Consider the following 18,849-nt stretch of genomic DNA (forward strand, 5'->3'; position numbering starts at 1 on the left):
TAGCAAATTGAAAGTATGAAAAACTTAATCCGTATTCCTCTGGCTCTGGCAACGCTGACGCTCTGTTGCAACACCGGCTGCGCACAGGAATTCTACCGGGGGGAAATGTTCGTTACCGGACAACGGTTCTCGCTTGCGGACGGACATCTGAACATAGAATTGTCCGTTGACTTCGAGGGGCTGAAAATGCCCTCGGACGAATCGCTGACTCTGACACCCGTACTCATCAGCGGGGAAAACGAACAAGACCTGCCCGCAGTCCTGATTAACGGCACGGAGAAGCAGAAAGTATACCGACGGGAACAGAAATTTGCCGACAGCAAGCATCCCGCCCCCATACCTGCGGTAGTAATAAGAAATGACGCCAAGGTGTCGCGTTCGTTCCACTACCGGGTGGCAGTGCCCTATCAGGAGTGGATGAAGAACGCCTTGCTCCTGATACGGTCGCAGGAGTGCGCCTGCCACGGGAAGCAAGGAAACGTCTATGAAGACAAGATAGCCGACAAACTGAGCCTGCCCAAAGCACGCGCTTCCGCCTGGGACACGGGTACGGACAGAAAATACCTGTCTTGGGTGAATTTCATCGAACCCGCACCGGACAAGGATACGCTCCGCACGATAACAGGCTCCATCCCCTACTTCGGCCGGGACAGCCGGGAGAAAGGCGAGAAGCCGTTGGGCGGCCTGTCCGAAGAGAAGCAGGACTTCGAGATATACCATCGCCTGCGCAATGCCTTGCAGGACATCCGACGGGAAAGCGGAACGGAGCTTTCCAAAGTGGAAATAACCGGTTATGGGGCTCCCATAGGAAATCTGAAAAAGAACGAGATGAACGCGCCGGTACGTGCGCTAAGCCTGAAAGGGTATCTGCGCGAAAACCGCCTGGCGGCAAGCACTCCGCTGGAAGTCCGTTGGATTTCCGAGGATTGGGATTCCATCGCCGCACTGATAAAGCAAAGCGACATGATGTTCCGTGAAGCCGCCCTCGACCTGATAAACAATGTAGACATAGACAAGGGGCGCGAACGCATGCTGATGAACCTTGCCGACGGTAAGCCTTACAAATATCTGGCGGAAAGGATATTCCCCGAAGTAATGAGAGTGGACTACAAAATAGAGTACACCCGCAGGCCGCCGGATGCGGCGGAAAGCCTGAGGCTGTTCCGTACGGGCGAACGGAAAGCGCTGCACCTGAACGAGTTCTTTACAGTGGCAAGCAGCTATCCGCAAGGGTCCAGGGAGTACAACGATGTGCTCGACCTGGCAGCCCGCCTGTTTCCCGACAGCCCCGAAGCGAACATCAACGCCGCGGCGGTAGCCCTCGCCAAAGGCGAAACAGCCAAGGCCCGCCGCTATCTGGAAAGGTTCGCCACCCTGCCCATGGCATACAACAACATGGGCATACTCTGCCTGCAGGAAGGAAACCGCGACAAGGCGGAAGTGTATCTTACCATGGCGGCGGCAGCCGGAATAGAGCAAGCGAACGAAGCATTGAAAACCCTGAGAAGAGAAACCGAATATTAATCATTAAAACAGGCATATATGAAAACGAACAATTACTTATGGACGGCCCTGGCAGCCACCACTTTTGCGCTCGCCGGATGCGGCGGTGACGACAACGGAATGACAGAACCCCGGCCGCAGGAGAACATAGCGCAACTGGAACTGCATCTGACTGGAAACGGAACAAACACCAAAGCGACAGGCGGCGCATTGCCCGCGCAGGCCGAGGAAAACACCGTGAAACGTTTCACCGTCGCCATCTTCAACAGTGACGGATCGGTGAACGCCATCCAAACCGTGACCCAAAACACAACCGCCGCCACAACCATCAACTGTACGCCGGCCAAAGACTGCACGGGCATGGTGGTAGCCAATGCTCCCACGAACGACTATTTTGCGGGTGTGCTGAACAAGACCGACTTTCTGAAGAAAACCATCGCCCTATCCGACGCCCAAACCAAAGACTGCCTGCCCATGAGCGGGGATGTGAAGAACAGCAGCAAAAGCGCGACTTTCACGCTCGGCGCAGGTGAAAACAAAGGTATGACGGCAGCGTTGAGCCGTCTTGTGGCAAGGGTATCGGTGAGCAGCATCAAAACCGCTTTCGACCCCAACGGGCAATACTCCGCAGCGTCTTATGAGCTGAAGAATGTCTTTGTACGGAACGCCGTGAAAGAAGCGGTACCCGCCACAGGAGATTACAGCCAAACGAAAATGGGAACGCCCGCCTATCTGACCGGCAACCACAACGGCTCCACCGGAACGGCGGCCTATCTGGCAACAGCGGTAACCCCGGCCGTCAACGTAAAAACGGAACATAAAACCGACTATTGGTTCTATATCTTCCCCAACGAAGAAACTACCCGTACGGCATTGGTGCTGGAAGGTACTTTCAAGAAAAACGCGAGTGACACGGGAACTACCATTTACTACCCCGTCGTCATCAACAAAAAACAGACGGGAACAACTATTACCGGGACTTCGGGTACAGGGACTTCCACCATCGCCCGCAACACCACCTATGCCGTAAAAGCCACGATTAAGAGCATAGGAACCGAAGACCCCGACGGAGAGATAACCCCTACTTCACTGGAGCTGACGGTGAGCGTCGCCGACTGGGCGTTGAACATTACCCAAGACGTAACATTTGAATAAGCAGCCGAGAGTACAATACAGCCATGAAGCATCTTCACCCATCCATACTTACGGCACTGTATGCCGGACTTATCTTCCTGTACGCATCATGCGTGCGGGAAGATACAAGCGCCTGCATGCAGTATGAAGTAAACGTACGGGTAGTGGATGCCGAAGGCAACGACCTCACCGAAAGCGAGGTGCTGGAAAAGTCGGAAGTGTATCTGTTCGGCGAGAACGGATTTGTGCGCATGATTCCTGCGGGAGTATCGTCGGATTACCTCTTCGGGCACTACAAGGATGACAGGCTCACGCTGGTGGCATGGGGAAACGTCAAGGAAGATACGCTGATAACCGCCGAAATCAAACCGGGCACTCCGATTGAGGAAGCGCGGCTGAAGCTGAAACAGTATGCCGAGGGAAATCATCTGCCCGTTACCGACCTCTTTTACTGCCGTAAGGAGTTGAGCAACACCGCAACAAGAGGCATACGGGAAGAAAACATCACGCTGGTCATGGAAAGACTGGCGGCAGGGCTGAGCATACGCGCGCGCTATCTGACCGAACGGTATGCCGACAAAGGCGAAGGCTATACCTTTATCGTGAAGGGAACGGGCAGCGAAATGAACTTCATGGGAAAAGTGACCGGAGAGGATTCGGGCTACAAGCCACTGACCCTCACGGACGGACAAGGGGATGCCTACGCCCCGCCCTTCCGCATCTTTCCTACGGAAAAGGGAGAATGTATAGAAGTGGAGATATACAGGGGACAGGAGAAGCTATGCACCGTTACACACGACGAGCAACAGCAGCCCTTATGCGCGGCAGCCGGAAAGCAGACGGATATTGAAATAGATTTCAGATACGCCGAAGTGAGGACGTTTGTGACAGTGCTGCCCTGGGGAGAAGTGGAACAGGAGACGGAAATGTAAAGAGACAAAAGTATGACAGGTATATTGGAACATAGAAGCAAAGCCGCTACATTATATATCGTAACCGCCGTGGCTGTCATCATTGCCTTATCGGCTTGCGACACCGGACAGCCCGACATGCCGGCCGATGATGATGAAGTGATGCTCACGCTCCGCCTTTCACTGCCGGAAACGGAACGGGATGCCGCCACCCGTGCCATTACGTCCGTTGAAGAGAATGCGATAGACATCGCCCAACTGAAAGTGCTGGTATTCAAAGCCGCCGGTACAACGGAAACTTTCAGTTACGAAGCGCCGCAAGTGCTGCTGCAAGGCGGAAAGTATACGGTAACCTTGAAGCAGAGCCGCGCCGGAGAGAAGTATCGGCTCGTCGTCATAGCCAATGCGGGAAAGAAACTGCCCGTCATACCGGAGAACACCTCTAAAAACGATGCGCTGAAAATGATTACATTCGGTGCCGGCGGAAAATGGAACGCAACGGGCACGACGAACTACACGCGTTTCCCCATGTGGGGAGAGACGGCGGCGGCACAGGTAATCTCCTCTGCCACATCTCTGGGAACAATCACGCTGCTCCGTGCGCTGGCTCGTATAGATGTGGGTTGTGCACTCAGCGGAGAAACGGCAGCGGGAGTAAACGGGTTCACCCTGACAAGCGCCAGTATATACCGCACCAAGAACAAGGGGTATGTAGCCCCCGTGAACGGGGGAACCATCACCGGTAATGTGGTCGCAAACGTATCCATCCCCCCGGATGCCGGAACAAACGGCGCGCTGACTTATACCTGTACGGACGGTAAATCTTTGATACGGACTATCTATGTAGCGGAAACGCCGCAAGGGAGCAACAAGGATAATAATGTATGTCTTGTCGTGGGCGGAACTTATGCGGGAAGCACGAACTATTACAGGGTAGACCTTACCGCCGGGGGAAATTATATACCGATAAAAAGGAATTGCCGCTATATAGTGAATATTAAAGCCGTGAGCAATGCGGGGTATACCACGGAAGCGGCAGCGCTTACGGGAGACAAGACGTTAGTGATAGCCACGAGCGTATCGGCTGAAGCATGGGGCGGACAGACGGTTGCCGGTTCGGGAACGATTACTTTACCTTGAGAGGATTATTTTATCTTAGGACAATATGGGACGGAAAATAAGAGGCATATTCTACATAGTGGCTATCCTGCTGGCAGCGGGATGCGGAAAAGAGGAAGAAACGGAAAACGTTTTTTCCGACGGCATACTGATTGAAGTGGAAGCGCCACAGACGAACGGCTGGAGTACGGAAGAAATTACCGGTACACGAAGCGGAAGGGAAAAGGCCATCGAGGTAAAGGGAAAAGACGGTTTGGATATGGAGATTAGTACACTGCACGACAACGGCGCGACGGGAACGGCCGAGGGAGAAGCGACTACCCGCTGGGCGAATATGGATGATAACATCGTTTTTCGGGTGGTAGCCTACAAGTCGGCAACCGCTGCGGGGATTTCCACATCGAACTACGCGGGATACGGGGATTACAAGTTATCGGGAAGTACCGTGCAAACCGTCAAAAGCCTGGTTGTCCCGATAGGAACTTACACATTTATCTTCTATTCGTACGGGAATTCCAATGCGATAGCCGCCTTTACCAATGGCTCCGCAAGTGTCCCCGCCACAAACGGGCAAAACTTTATGACGTATGTAAAGCCCGGTGTCGTTATCAATAACATAGGAAGTAGATATACGTTGAGCGGCATTGTATTCAAGCATCATTGCGCACGATACAGGGTGCAAGCGATAGCTCAGTCCGGAAGAATGGGAAAGATTACAGCATGTGCGGGTACAGTGACATTGCCTAAGCATAACGCGACCTATACTTTTACAAATGGCACATTCACCACACAGGCAACGACCGGTACGATAAATCTCACTTGGGACAAACCCAACGCAATGAGTGCATATAGCGGCTATATCTATCTATTACCGCAAACTTCCGCCAGCGTAACGGTGAAACTGAATCTTACGATTGGCGGGAAAGCGTTTAGTAATAAAAGCGTTACGCTATCGGGGCTTACAATGGCCGCCAATAATACATATTATAGTAATGTGTCGCTCACTACGACAGAAGGGTATATTATAGGGGGAGCATTGTGGGCAGGGGGTAACCTGTATTATGACGGTACTTTTAAAATATATACAGGACAAGACCAATATACAACCACCAGAGGACATGATTTTTGGAGATTTGGAGCATTATATCCTACTGATATGTGTATAGATAGTACTCCCTGGGCGCAAGTCAAAGATCCTTGCTGTCGGGTTTCACCAACCAACAGCTGGCGTGTACCGACAATAACAGAATATATATCTTTGTTAAAAGTGAGTTGGGAGTATTACACACTAAACAGCGCATCCGGTCTCCTATTTGATAAAATACTCTTTTTTCCTTCTACCGGATATTTTGCGGGAGCGAATCCTAATAATATTACCAAATCTATTCGCGGACTATACTGGTCTGCAAACCAATTCTACAACACAGAGTTTGCTCCCCAAATGTTAGATTTTGTTACAGATAACACATATCCCCCTACAAGAAATAGCTCAAATCACCCAGATAACTTTATGACTATTCGCTGCGTTAGAGCAGACTAAAGAAACAACAGGAGTATGTGAATCTGAAATCTTGCAGAAGTTCTATCGGTAAATGTTTATGTTTGTTTGAGATTGATTTCCCGCACCGTGAAATATATAGAGATACCCTGCATATATCTATATATTTTTCGTCTTTACATTGATTAAGTAGCTATACTTTTTTTCAAGACTTACACTTCTCGTAAAATACAATTGAAATAATTTATCTATATTAAACTTAACATCATTTTTAACCGTACAAAAATTACCTTATCTAAAACCTATAGCATTTTAATATAACCTCTTTGTAGAGTCCACCATAGTAAAAAAGACGGAAACCTTACCACCCACATTTTTTAAACATAAAAAATCATATAATAAAAACAAATAGTTTTTTGATACAGCAGTTCGTCAATCATAAAATTATAGCTAAATTTGCTCAGAAAATTAAGCCCCTTATGGAGTATAAGAAAGAACAGCAAATAAAATTTGATATAGTATCGGAAAGCCAATTAGCTTTCACTTATCCGCAAGATAACACAAAAGAGAAGAAATTGAAAATTCTTTCGCTCTTTTCTGGTTGCGGCGGTATGGACTTAGGATTTGAGGGGAGTTTTATCGCTCCGTATAAAAGTATTGCACCACATCCAGAATGGATAGAAAAACATATAAATGAAGATTGGGTAAGTGTAAAGCCTACTAATTTCTCATTAGTGTTTGCCAATGACATACTAAAAGAAGCCTCTTTAACTTGGACTCGCTTTATGAAACGCTATGGATATGATCCCTCTATTTATCGTACAGAAAGTGTGGTAGATTTAGTAAAACAACACAAAAAAGGCGTCAAGATATTTCCAGAGAATGTAGATGTGGTAGTAGGTGGATTTCCTTGTCAAGATTTTAGTGTATCCGGTAAACGTAAGGGGTTTGATTCCATGCGTACCCATGATGGAAAAATACGTACAGACGATTTACCCACTGAAGAAACCCGTGGTAAGCTCTATTGCTGGATGAAAGAAGTGATAGACATTACTAAACCCAAAATATTTGTCGCTGAGAATGTAAAAGGGCTCGTAAATATGGGTGACATGAAAGATATTATACAAGCTGATTTCTCTCAAGCTGATGAAAACGGTTATATAGTACTTCCTCCTCAAGTGCTTCACGCTGGAAACTATGGTGTGCCAGAATCAAGAGAGAGAGTTATCTTTATTGGCGTTCGGAAGAATGCGCTAAAGCAAGAAGTGGCGCAAGCCTTAGAAAGCGAAAATATTCCCATAGATTTATATCCTTACCCTCGTCCTACTCATAATTGCACACTGAATGACAAAAGCCTAGCAACTCCGGTAGTTCTGCAAGATGTACTTAAATTATTAAAGGAACCGGAAGACAGCTTTGATCCGAGCCAACGTTTTTATTCCAAAGCAAAATATATGGGAAGTCACTGCCAAGGACAAAAAGAAGTGACTATGAACAATATCGGCCCTACCATTCGTTCTGAACATCACGGAAATATAGAATACCGCAGATTATCTTTGGAACACGGTGGAACCCACATTGATGAACTAAAAAGAGGATTGATAGAACGCAGATTGACGCCAAGGGAATGCGCCTTAATCCAAACATTCCCACCCGATTATCAGTTCGTTATTCCAAAAGATTACAGCTGGAAACGATTTTTAGTTAGTGCGTCGGGAGCATATAAGGTGATCGGTAACGCTGTACCTCCTGTTTTGGCTTATCATATTGCGATGAGAATACAAGAATTATGGTCAATCTACTTTAAAGAATAATATATGGAAACAGGGAATATTATAGCTATTTACAACAAAAATCAGCAGATAGCGTTACAAGAATTTGATTCTTTGATGAACAAGACTAACGCTTTCATGAATAAGATAGCTTCAGAAGCCAATCGTTTTGCATATTGTGACGCAAAACGATTAGAAAAAGAGACTGTAATCGCCATGAAAGAGCAATGCAATAATACTCCATTTACTCCTGATGACATTCAGTTAGTGTCAGGACAACGTTTCCCAGACATTGTAGCCGCTAAACATTTCGGTGTAGAGGTAAAAAGTACTAAAGAGAATAAATGGACTTCAACAGGAAGTAGTATTGTTGAGTCCACCCGTGTAGAGGATGTAAATTATATTTATATGCTTTTTGGAAAACTAGGTGGTAATCCTGTAGAATTTATGTGTAAACCCTATCAAGATTGTTTATACGATATTGCAGTAACACACTCTCCCCGTTATCTGATAGATATGAACATATCAAAAGAGAATACTATATTCTCAAAAATGGGTATGGAATATGATAAATTTCGCCTTTCTGATAATCCAATCGATTTAGTGCGTAATTATTATGTAGAAAAAATAAAGGAAAAAGGACAAACAGCCATGCCATGGTGGATAGGGGGAGATATCACTACCTCTCCCACGTTACGTTTATGGTCTAAAGGCTCTTTTACCCAAGAAGAAGAAAATAGATATAAAGCGGAAATGCTGATATTATTTCCAAAAGAAATCTGTAAATCTGACTTTAACCATGCCGCATTATGGCTGTGCATTCGTCATTCGATCATTAATACTCACTTTAGGGATTTATTCACAGCAGGCGGAAAAATAACGATAGAAAACGGTTACTATCCTGCTATTATTGGACGTATATTACAATTAGCACCCATCATTAAAGAGCTACTTGGTGACCGTTCTTTATGGTTTGATATGCAAAATAATAATCCAGAATTGTTTTACGCTAAAGACAAATACGCATGTTGGGCAAACCAAATCGCTACACAATATCTGGATAAAGTACCTTATTTAGAAAATTGGCTCTTAAACATTTGATATGTCCGACAAGATGACACCAGAACAACGGCACCGTTGCATGTCTCATATCCGAAGTAAAAATACAAAGCCTGAAATGTTGGTGAGACGATATCTCTTTGCACATGGATTCAGATATAGGATTCATGTAAAAAATCTACCGGGAAAACCCGACATTGTCTTACGTAAATATCGTACGGTGATATTCGTGAACGGATGTTTTTGGCACGGACATGAAGGATGCGGTTCATACTCTTTTCCAAAATCAAACGTAGACTTCTGGAGAAAAAAGATTAAACGTAACCGCGAACGTGACCTACAAGAGACAATAGCATTACATTCTATGGGTTGGCATATTATAAGAATATGGGAATGTCAACTTAAGCCCAAAGTACGAATGGCTACGCTTACCTCGCTAGAATACACTCTGAATCACATTTTCCTAATGAATTATGGACATAAGGAAACAGAAAACAAACCCGATGAGGGAGAGTGTCAACCTATAGTGAATATAGAGGCAGAATCCTCAGAAACTTATGAAAAGCGATTAATAAAAGAGCCTAAAGTATAAAAACATTTCTATATAAAAAGATAATCATATATAATACATCCCAATAAGGCTTATTTCGATAAATTTATTTTGGGGAAAATTGAGTTTTGGCACATTTACATCAACTTAGATTAAAATATAAAAACTTACAAACATTCGTCAAAAAGACAAATTATAACCATAAGGAGACTATTACAGAAATCGAAAAGAAATGGTATCAACCGATTTGGAATTGGGTATTGATTTTTAATCAATTTATTACTATATTTAAAAACTTTAAGATTCAAGTATAATACTTGAATCTTAAAGTTTTCTATTTACACAAAATTGTGGATAGCGCCACCATAAGTAACATTTTCTTGTACAAACACTATCTATACTATCTAAAAGAGCAATATCTTTAATCTTTTTACAGAATTAAAGAAATGTAAGTATTTACAATTCTAAAGGATAAATTCAAATGATTGTTTTTCCTGTTCCATTTCATACTGCTTAATAAGCGCATCATAACTTAAAAACGCCATGCGTTTGTTCAACCGTAAATGATCGAATGCATGAAACTGCATCTTAGCTTCAAATTCAGGCTTACGTTTTATATCAGCGACAATAGCCATTCTTACATAGAAATCTTGCAAGTCGTTGAACTTCAGTAAAGAATTCTGGATGTCAGTAGAATGTTCTATCTCAAAAAATGAATGAGGCATATTGCGTCCGTTGAACCATATCGTATCAATAGTGGCACTGCGCTTTGTCATTTGAGGATAGGAATAAGGCGGCTGTTCCGAAAGAGTAGAAAGTTCATGTAGCTTACGCCCATCGTAGAATTTCTTGTTTTTATCTTGTTTGGGTACGAAAGTCTGCATGTTATGGTATTTACCTATTATTAATAAAATACCTTGATAGTAAGTATGGTTGAACATTATGACATCGTTCGAATCTTTATTCTTCTCGGTTTCAACTATAATCCCCCTATCTTCTATCTGTTTTCTGTATTTCTCAAGTCCATATAGTCCGGGCTTTATTTTGTAAATACCTTTAGTTTTTTGCACAATGCGGCGGATACTGGCAAATGGTGTTTTTGTTTTCCATTCACAGTCGGTTATTTTAAAAACTTCTCTGTTCAATTCGCCTAAAGTTGCGACTCCACCCAACTTATCTAAAGTTTCTATGACAGCTTCATATTGTTTCATATTGCTGATGTATATATTTTATTATGGATATTCAAGATGATCATTATTTGCACAACAAAGATACCTATTTTCGTATCTCATCTAATAAGACAGGAATTTCACTATAATCCTCAAACCATATAACTCTTGTTCCTAAACTTTCCATCATTTTTTCCTGAATGATATGATGTGTTTGCAATATTTTATTTACTGATGCCTCATTTATCTTCACACAGCTTGAATCGTCTATCAAACTATCATTACTCAATCTTTGAATAAAAGCGTAATGCCTACAATTCTTCGATTGCTTTTGGGCTGCAATTTCCAGCAAACGCCGTAGATTAGGATCACTTAATGATAATCCAATCATTAAGCAATTATTCTCACGCAATGTCGCTAATTGAACAAGATTAGACCAATGATATGGCTCAGAATAAACCTTATGGTACGCTTCTTCTGAAAAGACCAAAGAAGCTTCTCTATCAAAACTCTCTCTACCAGGAATAAAACCATGTACATGATATATTGGCAATTCATCAGAATCATGCTGTTCTTCATCTCTATATATCGTCTTATATTCAAGTTTTACTTTGCTGAGAGATTCTTCTATTAAATCATCAAAATTATAAGTAATTATAGATTTTACTTTAGCCCCACTTCTTTTAGGAATACACAAATTCGTAATGGACTCTATTAATGGAGATGAAGTTCTTTGCGAACTATATAAAGCATCCTTTACAGCAGATATAAACATTATATCATCGTCTTTTTGCGACAATCCTGCTTTTAGATAACGAGCAATAGCCAATGTCGAATTATTGTTTATTTCTATAAATTTATTCGTGATAGCTTTAATAGTATCATCATCTACAGTATCGTCATTAAAAATCTTATTAACAAAATTAGTGTATAGAGAGTTTAACAAAGTCTTCCAGTTAGGAAGCCCTGCACTACATGATACACCTGCACCCAATAACAGCGAGATATTTCCTTTTTTATATGCCTTTTTTACGGATGTCAACAGTTCTTCTCGTGATTTCTTCCAATCATTATCCCTTCTGTTGAGTTCCTTCTTTATTTCTAACTTAAATAAGCTATTAGCAATATATTCAGCTTCTTCTTTATTCGCATCAATCAATCCATTTATTTCCGTAATTCCCCATAAAATCAAATTCGGATTTTCATTTCTGAGAAAGTATCTCATCTTATCAGAATCAGCAGGATAAATTAATATCATATGCTTTATTTTTTCAGAATCTAATATACCTGTCAGTTGCCTGACTGTATATCTCATTATCATTGGATTGTATCTATGAGTATATTTAATTTCAAATGCCACAGGCCCCTCATAATTTCCTATACCATTTTTAGAATAACCATCTAACCGATTGCCATCAATAACGTAATCACTAATAAACTGCTTACCTTGTTTTTCCAAATGTAATTTAAGTAAATTCTGAATAAATAGCTCAAAGTATAAAGCCGATTTTGGATTACTTCTAAAATTTATTTGATTTATAATATCTTCAATCTTCATATATAAGCTGTTTTTAGATTCTATAATAAGTAAATAACAACTATTTATTGCTTCAAGCGTAATTGAAGCTCCTCTTTAAAATTAAGAGTTTTCAATTACGCTTGAATATTTTACGGCCAACAAAACTTACAACACCAAAATGATATATTCTACCATTTATTTACGTCACCTACAAAATTCATAGCTACCGGCCGTCCCCTCAAAAGCAAGCACCCCGTCGGAAGCCCGTACCTCGGCCAACGGAATAAAGACGCGGCCGTTCTTCTTTACCTGCCAATTACCTGCTTTAAGGTCGGTGATGACGAATTTATATGTACCTGTACCGTTAACTGTCAGCGTGAAGTCCTTCTGCAACGGTTCGCTACTCTTGGCAAACGTAACGACACGATCGGCTAACTGAGCACCTACTATCCGGTCATTCTCAATACGCTGTACTTCGTTCAACTGATTGCATCGGTTATCGGCAACCTGTATCACATTCAGGAAGTTATCGGTAACGGCAGGGGCAGCGGGTGAAACTTCTACCCGCCAAGCTCCACGCTCATTGGCATTGTCAAGATAAGGGGCTACGGCATCGTTGGGATAGTTAGTACCGAACACCCAGTTTTCCTTGCCGGGGCCGCCAACCTTATCAATACGGATATTATCCGCTCGGGGTAAAAGGACAGTATTATGCAGCATACCGCTATCACCGTCCTTGGTACGCCGAACAGTGAAAGTGTTGCCTTCAAGCGCAGGCTCTTCGATACTATGCAGCAGCCAGTATTTCCGGAAATCGGGATTGGAAGCCGATACTTTGTCATACACAATAAGTGCGGCAGGCACTGTTTCGGACTTCAGGTTGAGAAATACGAAAGAGCGTTTGGCCTCTTTCACTTTCCGGGTATAGGCCTGGGTAATATCACCTTTCAAATAAGAATAATTGGGAGTTTGCGCATCAGGGCCAAATCCGTGAGCCAACACTTTACCCACCGTATACTCCTCGGACAAAAGGCTGTCGAGCGAATTGCAAGTTTTCCAACCTTCACCACACATACGCTGCCCGCCGTCATTGGATGCGAATCTGGTCTTTCCGCCACCGCCATAGTTCCAACAGCCGAACTTTTCGTCAGGGTCGTACACCAGCAACGAATTATGAGCGATGGTACGTTTGAAGTAATTCTTGTTGTTGGGGCTGTTGTAACCGCCCGAACTACCGCTATAAGCGCCGGCATCGATAGCCAAAGGGCCTTTGTGGTAAATCTGGAAACTGCCGCCGTCCATGTGCTGATGATTGCCCACAAACTGCTCGTTGATTTTCATTTCGGCAATCACACTGTTGGCGTCCCAGCCCGTACGGGCAATCATCCAGCCGTAGGGAGTACCGGAATAACGTGTCAAAGGAAGGTCGTCGGGAGATTTTCCTTTCAGGTCGTAGTCACGCCACAACAGTTCGTATATCAGACAGTGGTTCATTGACTCGTTGCCCGACTTATTCAAATGGGGATTACGCTCGAACTCATAAGCCAGATATTCATCTTTATAATAGCTGGAAGCCAAAAACATGGGTGTCGGCATGGTAAGCAATGCGGGACGGTTCTGCGGATAATCATCACCCGCAGGCATCAACACTCCGTCGGGACGCCGACGGTAAATAATATCGTAGAGCACAAATCTTGCCGAAGAGCTGTAAATGCCGCCGGCTCCCATCTTATCTAAAATCCACAAGGGAAAGAGGTCGCAGGCAAAACGGACATGCACGTAATTCGTGCCCTGATGGTAGTTCTGCCCCGCATAGAAATAATTGCGTGCCGGGATATAATCACGATAGAGCATGGTAATGACGTGATTGTACATATCGGGATACTCGTCATAAATGGCAATACCTGCCGACAGCATATCACGCATAATCATCCACTCCGACGGATGCCCCGCTATGGGCTGGTTATTGCGTGGCGGATAACCGCATTCCATACTCTTCGCCAGACGGATAAACTCTTTGATGTAAGCTTGTTTCTCGGAACTCTTCATTTGGTCGTAACACCAGTCATATACCATGGCGCCCGTTATCAGCATGGCTCCGCTGGCCCGCGACAAGTCGGAACGAGTGCCGAAAGAAGCGCGTTGCAACGTATCGAGCATGGCTGTAATGGCACGGCGGGCCAGACGCTTGTCGCCTTCCAGCAGATAGTCGAGAGCCTGCAACTGCACCCGCGACGTAACGCCGCGCATCTCGTAATAGTAGCGGAAACCGCGGTTCGTAACGGCAGCCTCTTCGGCCGGAGTACGGTCTTTGCTCAGCTCCTTCATGAGAGAAAGCGTCTGTTGCGCCTGAGGAGTTTTCATCCGCTCCTTCAATGCGGGCAAATCAGATGAGCGAACGTACAAACGGGGGTGCGTTTGAGGCGGAACCGGTACATTAACTCCCTCTACCTCTTGCCAGACTACCTCTTTCGGCAATTCCTGCGCCGAAAGACAAAATGAGCTAAATACCAGACTGATTGAAAAGAAAATCGACTTGTGTTTCATAATGGAGTTTATATCAGATGTTAGTGCCGTAAAAATACAATAAAAAAATCAAGTAGCTATAAAAAACAAGCACAGAAACATAGAGAATGTTCCTGTGCTTAATAAATCTTTATATCTCGTACTGCGCCTATACCAGCTCGTCCGACGTATAACCTTGCGGCAACTCGCGGCAGTTATACCCCGAAGCCATAATTTCACCGTAAGCTCCGGCAGAGCGAAGGGCTATAAGGTCGCCACGCTTCACACCGTTCAAGTCGACAGCCTTGCCAAAGACATCGGATGATTCGCAGATAGGTCCCACCACATCGTAGGTTTGCTGCGGAGCATCGGAAGTGACGTTCTCTATCTTGTGGAACGCCTGGTAGAGTGCGGGACGAATCAAATCCGTCATACCCGCATCGAGAATGGCAAACTGCTTGTTAGCGCCTTGTTTTACATACAGCACCTTTGAGATGAGCGAACCGCACTGCCCCACTACCGAACGTCCCAATTCAAAGTGAAGCGTCTGATAAGGACGGAGTTTCAGGCAGTTATCATAGGTTTCAAAATAGCTTTTGAAGTCGGGTACAGGCTGACGGTCGGGATGCCCGTAGTCAATGCCGAGACCACCGCCCACGTTGACGTGCCCGATACGTATCCGGCGGGCTTCGAGCTTATCCAACAGCTCGTTGACACGGTTGCACAAAGCCACAAAATCGCCCATATCCAGTATCTGCGAACCGATGTGGAAGTGCAGCCCGATGAACTTGACGTTCTGCATCTCCTGCGCCACGTCTATCACATGATCCATATCTTCCATGCTGATGCCGAATTTGTTTTCGGCCAATCCGGTGGTGATGTTGGCATGCGTATGCGCGCCTACGTTGGGATTGATACGGAAAGCGACATTGGCTGTCTTGCCTTTCGCAGCGGCCAGCTCATTGATGATTTCCAGCTCCGGAACGGATTCTACGTTGAAGCAGAAGATATCATAATCCAATCCGAGGTTTATCTCCCAGTCTGCTTTGCCTACACCTGCAAACACTATCTTATCGGCAGGGAAGCCGGCCTTGATGGCCGCACGGATTTCACCGCCGCTCACACAGTCGGCTCCCAACCCGCTTTCACGGATAATGGTAAGGACTTTAGGATTGGCGTTGGCCTTTACCGCATAATGCACCGAATAGTTCTCGTATCTCGATGCTTCGGTACGGATACAGGCAAGGGTATCACGCAGCACCTTCGTGTCGTAATAATAAAACGGGGTACGCAGTTCGCGGAATTTGTCAATAGGAAATGTTCCTTTCATATAATTATTATGGGTTATATCTTCGTTCAGTTAAAAAGAGCGCTTTTATCAAGAAGGTAAAAGCGCTCATATCTATTGTTTTCTTTTGTTACTCATTGAACAGCGCATCGCTGAGCGACTGCAAAGCCTGTTTCTTATCACATTCGCGGATAAGGAAAGAAATGTTATAGTTGCTGCCGCCGAAAGAAATCATACGCACCGGTATGTCGCGCATGGCATCGAGCGCCTTGGCTTCAAAGCCGACGTTCTCCCATTCGAGGTCGCCTACCACGCAGATGATACACATATCCTTGTCTACCGTCACCGTACCGTATTTCTTCAAATCGTCCAAAATCTCGTTGAGATGCTTGGTATTGTCGATAGAAACGGATACGCCTACCTCGGACGTACAAATCATGTCGATAGAAGTCTGGTAGCTTTCAAAGATTTCAAACACTTTACGCAAGAAACCGTGAGCAAGCAACATACGGCTGGACTTGATTTTGATGGCCGTGATATTGTCCTTAGCGGCTACCGCCTTGATTTTGCCTTTCTCCGTATCGTTGGAGATGAGTGTACCCGGAGCCGTCGGGTCCATTGTATTGAGCAGACGCACGGGGATGTTGGCGTACTTGGCGGGCTGAATACAGGTGGGGTGCAGGATTTTTGCGCCGAAGTATGCCAGCTCGGCCGCTTCTTCAAAATGAAGGTGACGCACCGGAGAAGTCTTGTCCACAATACGCGGGTCGTTGTTGTGCATACCGTCGATGTCCGTCCAAATCTGGATTTCGGAAGCATTGACGGCAGCGCCTATCAGGGAAGCGGTATAATCGCTGCCGCCGCGTTGCAGGTTATCTACCTCGCCATAGGCGTTGCGGCAGATGAAACCTTGTGTGATGTAGATTTCCGCATCGGGATGCAGTTCGAGCTGAACCTGGAGTTTATCTTTGATATAAACAGGGTCGGGCTCCGCGTTCTTGTCCGTACGCATGTATTCTAAAGCCGGAAGCAGAACCGACTTCACGCCGCATTCCTGCAGATAGTAGTTCATCATGGCGGTAGAAATCAACTCGCCCTGCGCCAGCACTACTTTCTCCTCGAACAGCGTAAAGAGGTCTTTGGTGTAAGAACGGATATAGTCGAAATGAGATTTGATAAGTTCCAGACCTTTCTGTTTATATTCGGGAGTGGCATAGAGCTCATCAATGTGCTGGCGGTATTTCGTTTCCAGCCTGTTGATAATCTCGTTAGCACCTTCCGGATTCTTCTTGTACAGATAGTCCGAAATCTCAACCAATGTGTTTGTGGTACCCGACATGGCAGAGAGAACCACAATCTTACGTTCACCATCGGTAATCAATTTGGCCACTTCCTTAATTCGCTGAGCCGAACCTACTGAAGTACCTCCAAACTTTAAAACTTTCATTTTCGTTCCTGTATTAAAATGTTATATAATCTTGTTTATTTTTCTTCTGTTGACGACGCGACGGAATACTGTTCCGTCACATCCGTTATCAAATGGTCGGCACAACGGTATACGCGTCCCGGATATTCCCAAAGCAACTGCATGTTGTGCGTAGTCATAATGACCAGCGAACCCGCCGCGCTGATGCTGTGCAAAAGCTGGGTTATGGCAAAGCCCGTCTCCACATCCAGATTTCCCGTAGGCTCGTCGGCAAGGATGATTTCCGGAGAGTTGAGTACGGCACGGGCTATCACGATACGCTGCTGCTCGCCCCCGGACAATTCATTGGGATATTTATAGCCTTTATTGCTCATGCCCACCAACTGCAGTACTTCGTTGATACGGTCTTTTATCTCTCCCTTATTCTTCCACCCGGTGGCACGGAGCACAAATTCAAGATTGTCGTACACCGTGCGGTCGGTGAGCAACTGGAAATCCTGAAATACGATACCCAATTTACGACGCAACTGCGGAATATGCTTGCGCTTGATATGCAGCATATCATATCCCAGCACCTCGGCATCGCCCGCTGCAACATCCAGTTCGCCGTAAAAGGTTTTGAGCAAACTCGTCTTGCCCGAACCTACTTTACCGATGAGGTAGACAAACTCCCCTTTATGCAGCTCCAGGTTTACATCGTTCAATACGCACAGCTCCTGCTGGTGTATCTCCACGTCTTTATATCGTATCAGCGCTTCGTCCATAATAACTTAGTGTTTCTTCCAGCTCGCACTGTGGCGTTCTTCCAGCTCACGTGCCAAATCTTCTATGCGATACCCCTTAGAGGTCAGCAATACGATGAGGTGGTACAGCAAATCGGCTCCTTCGTATATCAGACGCTCGTCGGTGCCGTTGCACGCTTCAATGACGGTCTCAACCGCTTCTTCACCTACTTTCTGCGCCATTTTATTGACACCCGACCGGAACAGGCTGGTTGTGTAAGAGCCTTCCGGCATTTCGGCGTGACGCTTGTCGATGAAGTCCTGAAGAAGTTTCAGGAACATAACGGGCTGTTCGTTCTTCTCGCCCCAGCAAGTGTCCGTACCCGTATGGCAAACCGGACCGACAGGGTGTACCTGAATCAGCAAAGTATCCTTGTCGCAGTCCTCTTTCATGGAAACCACGTTCAGGAAGTTGCCGCTCTCCTCGCCTTTCGTCCAAAGACGGTTCTTGGTGCGGCTAAAGAATGTTACCTTACCGGTTTCTACCGTCTTGTCGTATGCTTCCCGGTTCATAAAACCCAACATCAGCACCTTGGCCGTATCAGCATCCTGTATAATTGCCGGAACGAGTCCGTTCATTTTATCAAAGTCCAACATCTTTTTAAGTTATGAGT

General features: G+C 45.2%; 15 protein-coding genes. 8 read left to right on the forward strand and 7 right to left on the reverse strand.

The features are described 5' to 3' along the window. Positions 1–15: 15 nt before the first annotated feature. The 8 genes from BUB52_RS05435 (at position 16) to BUB52_RS05470 (ending at position 9,588) form a co-directional block, all read left to right on the forward strand. Positions 16–1,524: a DUF3868 domain-containing protein gene (locus BUB52_RS05435; RefSeq protein WP_009121613.1), complete on the forward strand. Its 1,509-nt coding sequence runs from the start codon at positions 16–18 to the stop codon at positions 1,522–1,524. 18 nt (positions 1,525–1,542) lie between these two features. Next, positions 1,543–2,658 carry a fimbrial protein gene (locus tag BUB52_RS05440; protein WP_009121612.1) on the forward strand — a complete coding sequence of 372 codons (1,116 nt, stop codon included), beginning with the start codon at positions 1,543–1,545 and terminating at the stop codon, positions 2,656–2,658. 23 nt (positions 2,659–2,681) lie between these two features. Beyond that, complete coding sequence (locus BUB52_RS05445) at positions 2,682–3,569, forward strand: FimB/Mfa2 family fimbrial subunit (protein ID WP_009121611.1); 888 nt, start codon at positions 2,682–2,684, stop codon at positions 3,567–3,569. Between the two features lie 12 nt (positions 3,570–3,581). Then, complete coding sequence (locus tag BUB52_RS05450) at positions 3,582–4,688, forward strand: FimB/Mfa2 family fimbrial subunit (protein WP_009121610.1); 1,107 nt, start codon at positions 3,582–3,584, stop codon at positions 4,686–4,688. Positions 4,689–4,713: 25 nt separating this feature from the next. After that, complete coding sequence (locus BUB52_RS05455; protein ID WP_009121609.1) at positions 4,714–6,207, forward strand: fimbrillin family protein; 1,494 nt, start codon at positions 4,714–4,716, stop codon at positions 6,205–6,207. Positions 6,208–6,581: 374 nt separating this feature from the next. Next, entirely contained in the window at positions 6,582–7,979 is a 1,398-nt protein-coding gene (locus tag BUB52_RS05460) for a DNA cytosine methyltransferase (protein WP_009121608.1), read from the forward strand. Between the two features lie 3 nt (positions 7,980–7,982). Further along, entirely contained in the window at positions 7,983–9,038 is a 1,056-nt protein-coding gene (locus BUB52_RS05465; protein WP_009121607.1) for a hypothetical protein, read from the forward strand. Between the two features lie 40 nt (positions 9,039–9,078). Then, the gene (locus tag BUB52_RS05470; protein ID WP_009121606.1) at positions 9,079–9,588 is read left to right on the forward strand and encodes a very short patch repair endonuclease; all 510 of its coding nucleotides are present in this window, start codon (positions 9,079–9,081) and stop codon (positions 9,586–9,588) included. A 422-nt stretch (positions 9,589–10,010) separates the two neighbouring features. Here the strand turns inward: BUB52_RS05470 and BUB52_RS05475 are convergent, their stop codons facing one another. The 7 genes from BUB52_RS05475 to hisIE form a co-directional block, all read right to left on the reverse strand. Further along, positions 10,011–10,757 (reverse strand): hypothetical protein, encoded by a 747-nt coding sequence (locus BUB52_RS05475; protein WP_009121604.1) that lies wholly within the window; start codon positions 10,755–10,757, stop codon positions 10,011–10,013. Between the two features lie 64 nt (positions 10,758–10,821). Beyond that, positions 10,822–12,273 carry an SIR2 family protein gene (locus BUB52_RS05480; protein WP_009121603.1) on the reverse strand — a complete coding sequence of 484 codons (1,452 nt, stop codon included), beginning with the start codon at positions 12,271–12,273 and terminating at the stop codon, positions 10,822–10,824. A gap of 165 nt (positions 12,274–12,438) precedes the next feature. Further along, positions 12,439–14,781 (reverse strand): heparin/heparin-sulfate lyase HepB, encoded by a 2,343-nt coding sequence (gene hepB / locus BUB52_RS05485; protein ID WP_009121602.1) that lies wholly within the window; start codon positions 14,779–14,781, stop codon positions 12,439–12,441. 127 nt (positions 14,782–14,908) lie between these two features. Continuing rightward, positions 14,909–16,069 (reverse strand): diaminopimelate decarboxylase, encoded by a 1,161-nt coding sequence (gene lysA, locus BUB52_RS05490; protein WP_009121601.1) that lies wholly within the window; start codon positions 16,067–16,069, stop codon positions 14,909–14,911. 88 nt (positions 16,070–16,157) lie between these two features. Further along, on the reverse strand, positions 16,158–17,474 hold the full coding sequence (locus BUB52_RS05495; protein ID WP_009121600.1) for an aspartate kinase: 1,317 nt from the start codon (positions 17,472–17,474) through the stop codon (positions 16,158–16,160). Positions 17,475–17,509: 35 nt separating this feature from the next. Then, a complete protein-coding gene (locus tag BUB52_RS05500; protein ID WP_009121599.1) occupies positions 17,510–18,217 on the reverse strand; it encodes a cell division ATP-binding protein FtsE in 708 nt (235 codons plus the stop codon). 6 nt (positions 18,218–18,223) lie between these two features. Next, positions 18,224–18,832, reverse strand: coding sequence for a bifunctional phosphoribosyl-AMP cyclohydrolase/phosphoribosyl-ATP diphosphatase HisIE (gene hisIE / locus BUB52_RS05505; RefSeq protein WP_009121598.1), 609 nt, complete (start codon positions 18,830–18,832; stop codon positions 18,224–18,226). Positions 18,833–18,849 lie beyond the last annotated feature (17 nt).

The sequence above is a fragment of the Bacteroides clarus YIT 12056 genome (genome assembly GCF_900129655.1).
Classification (GTDB): domain Bacteria; phylum Bacteroidota; class Bacteroidia; order Bacteroidales; family Bacteroidaceae; genus Bacteroides; species Bacteroides clarus.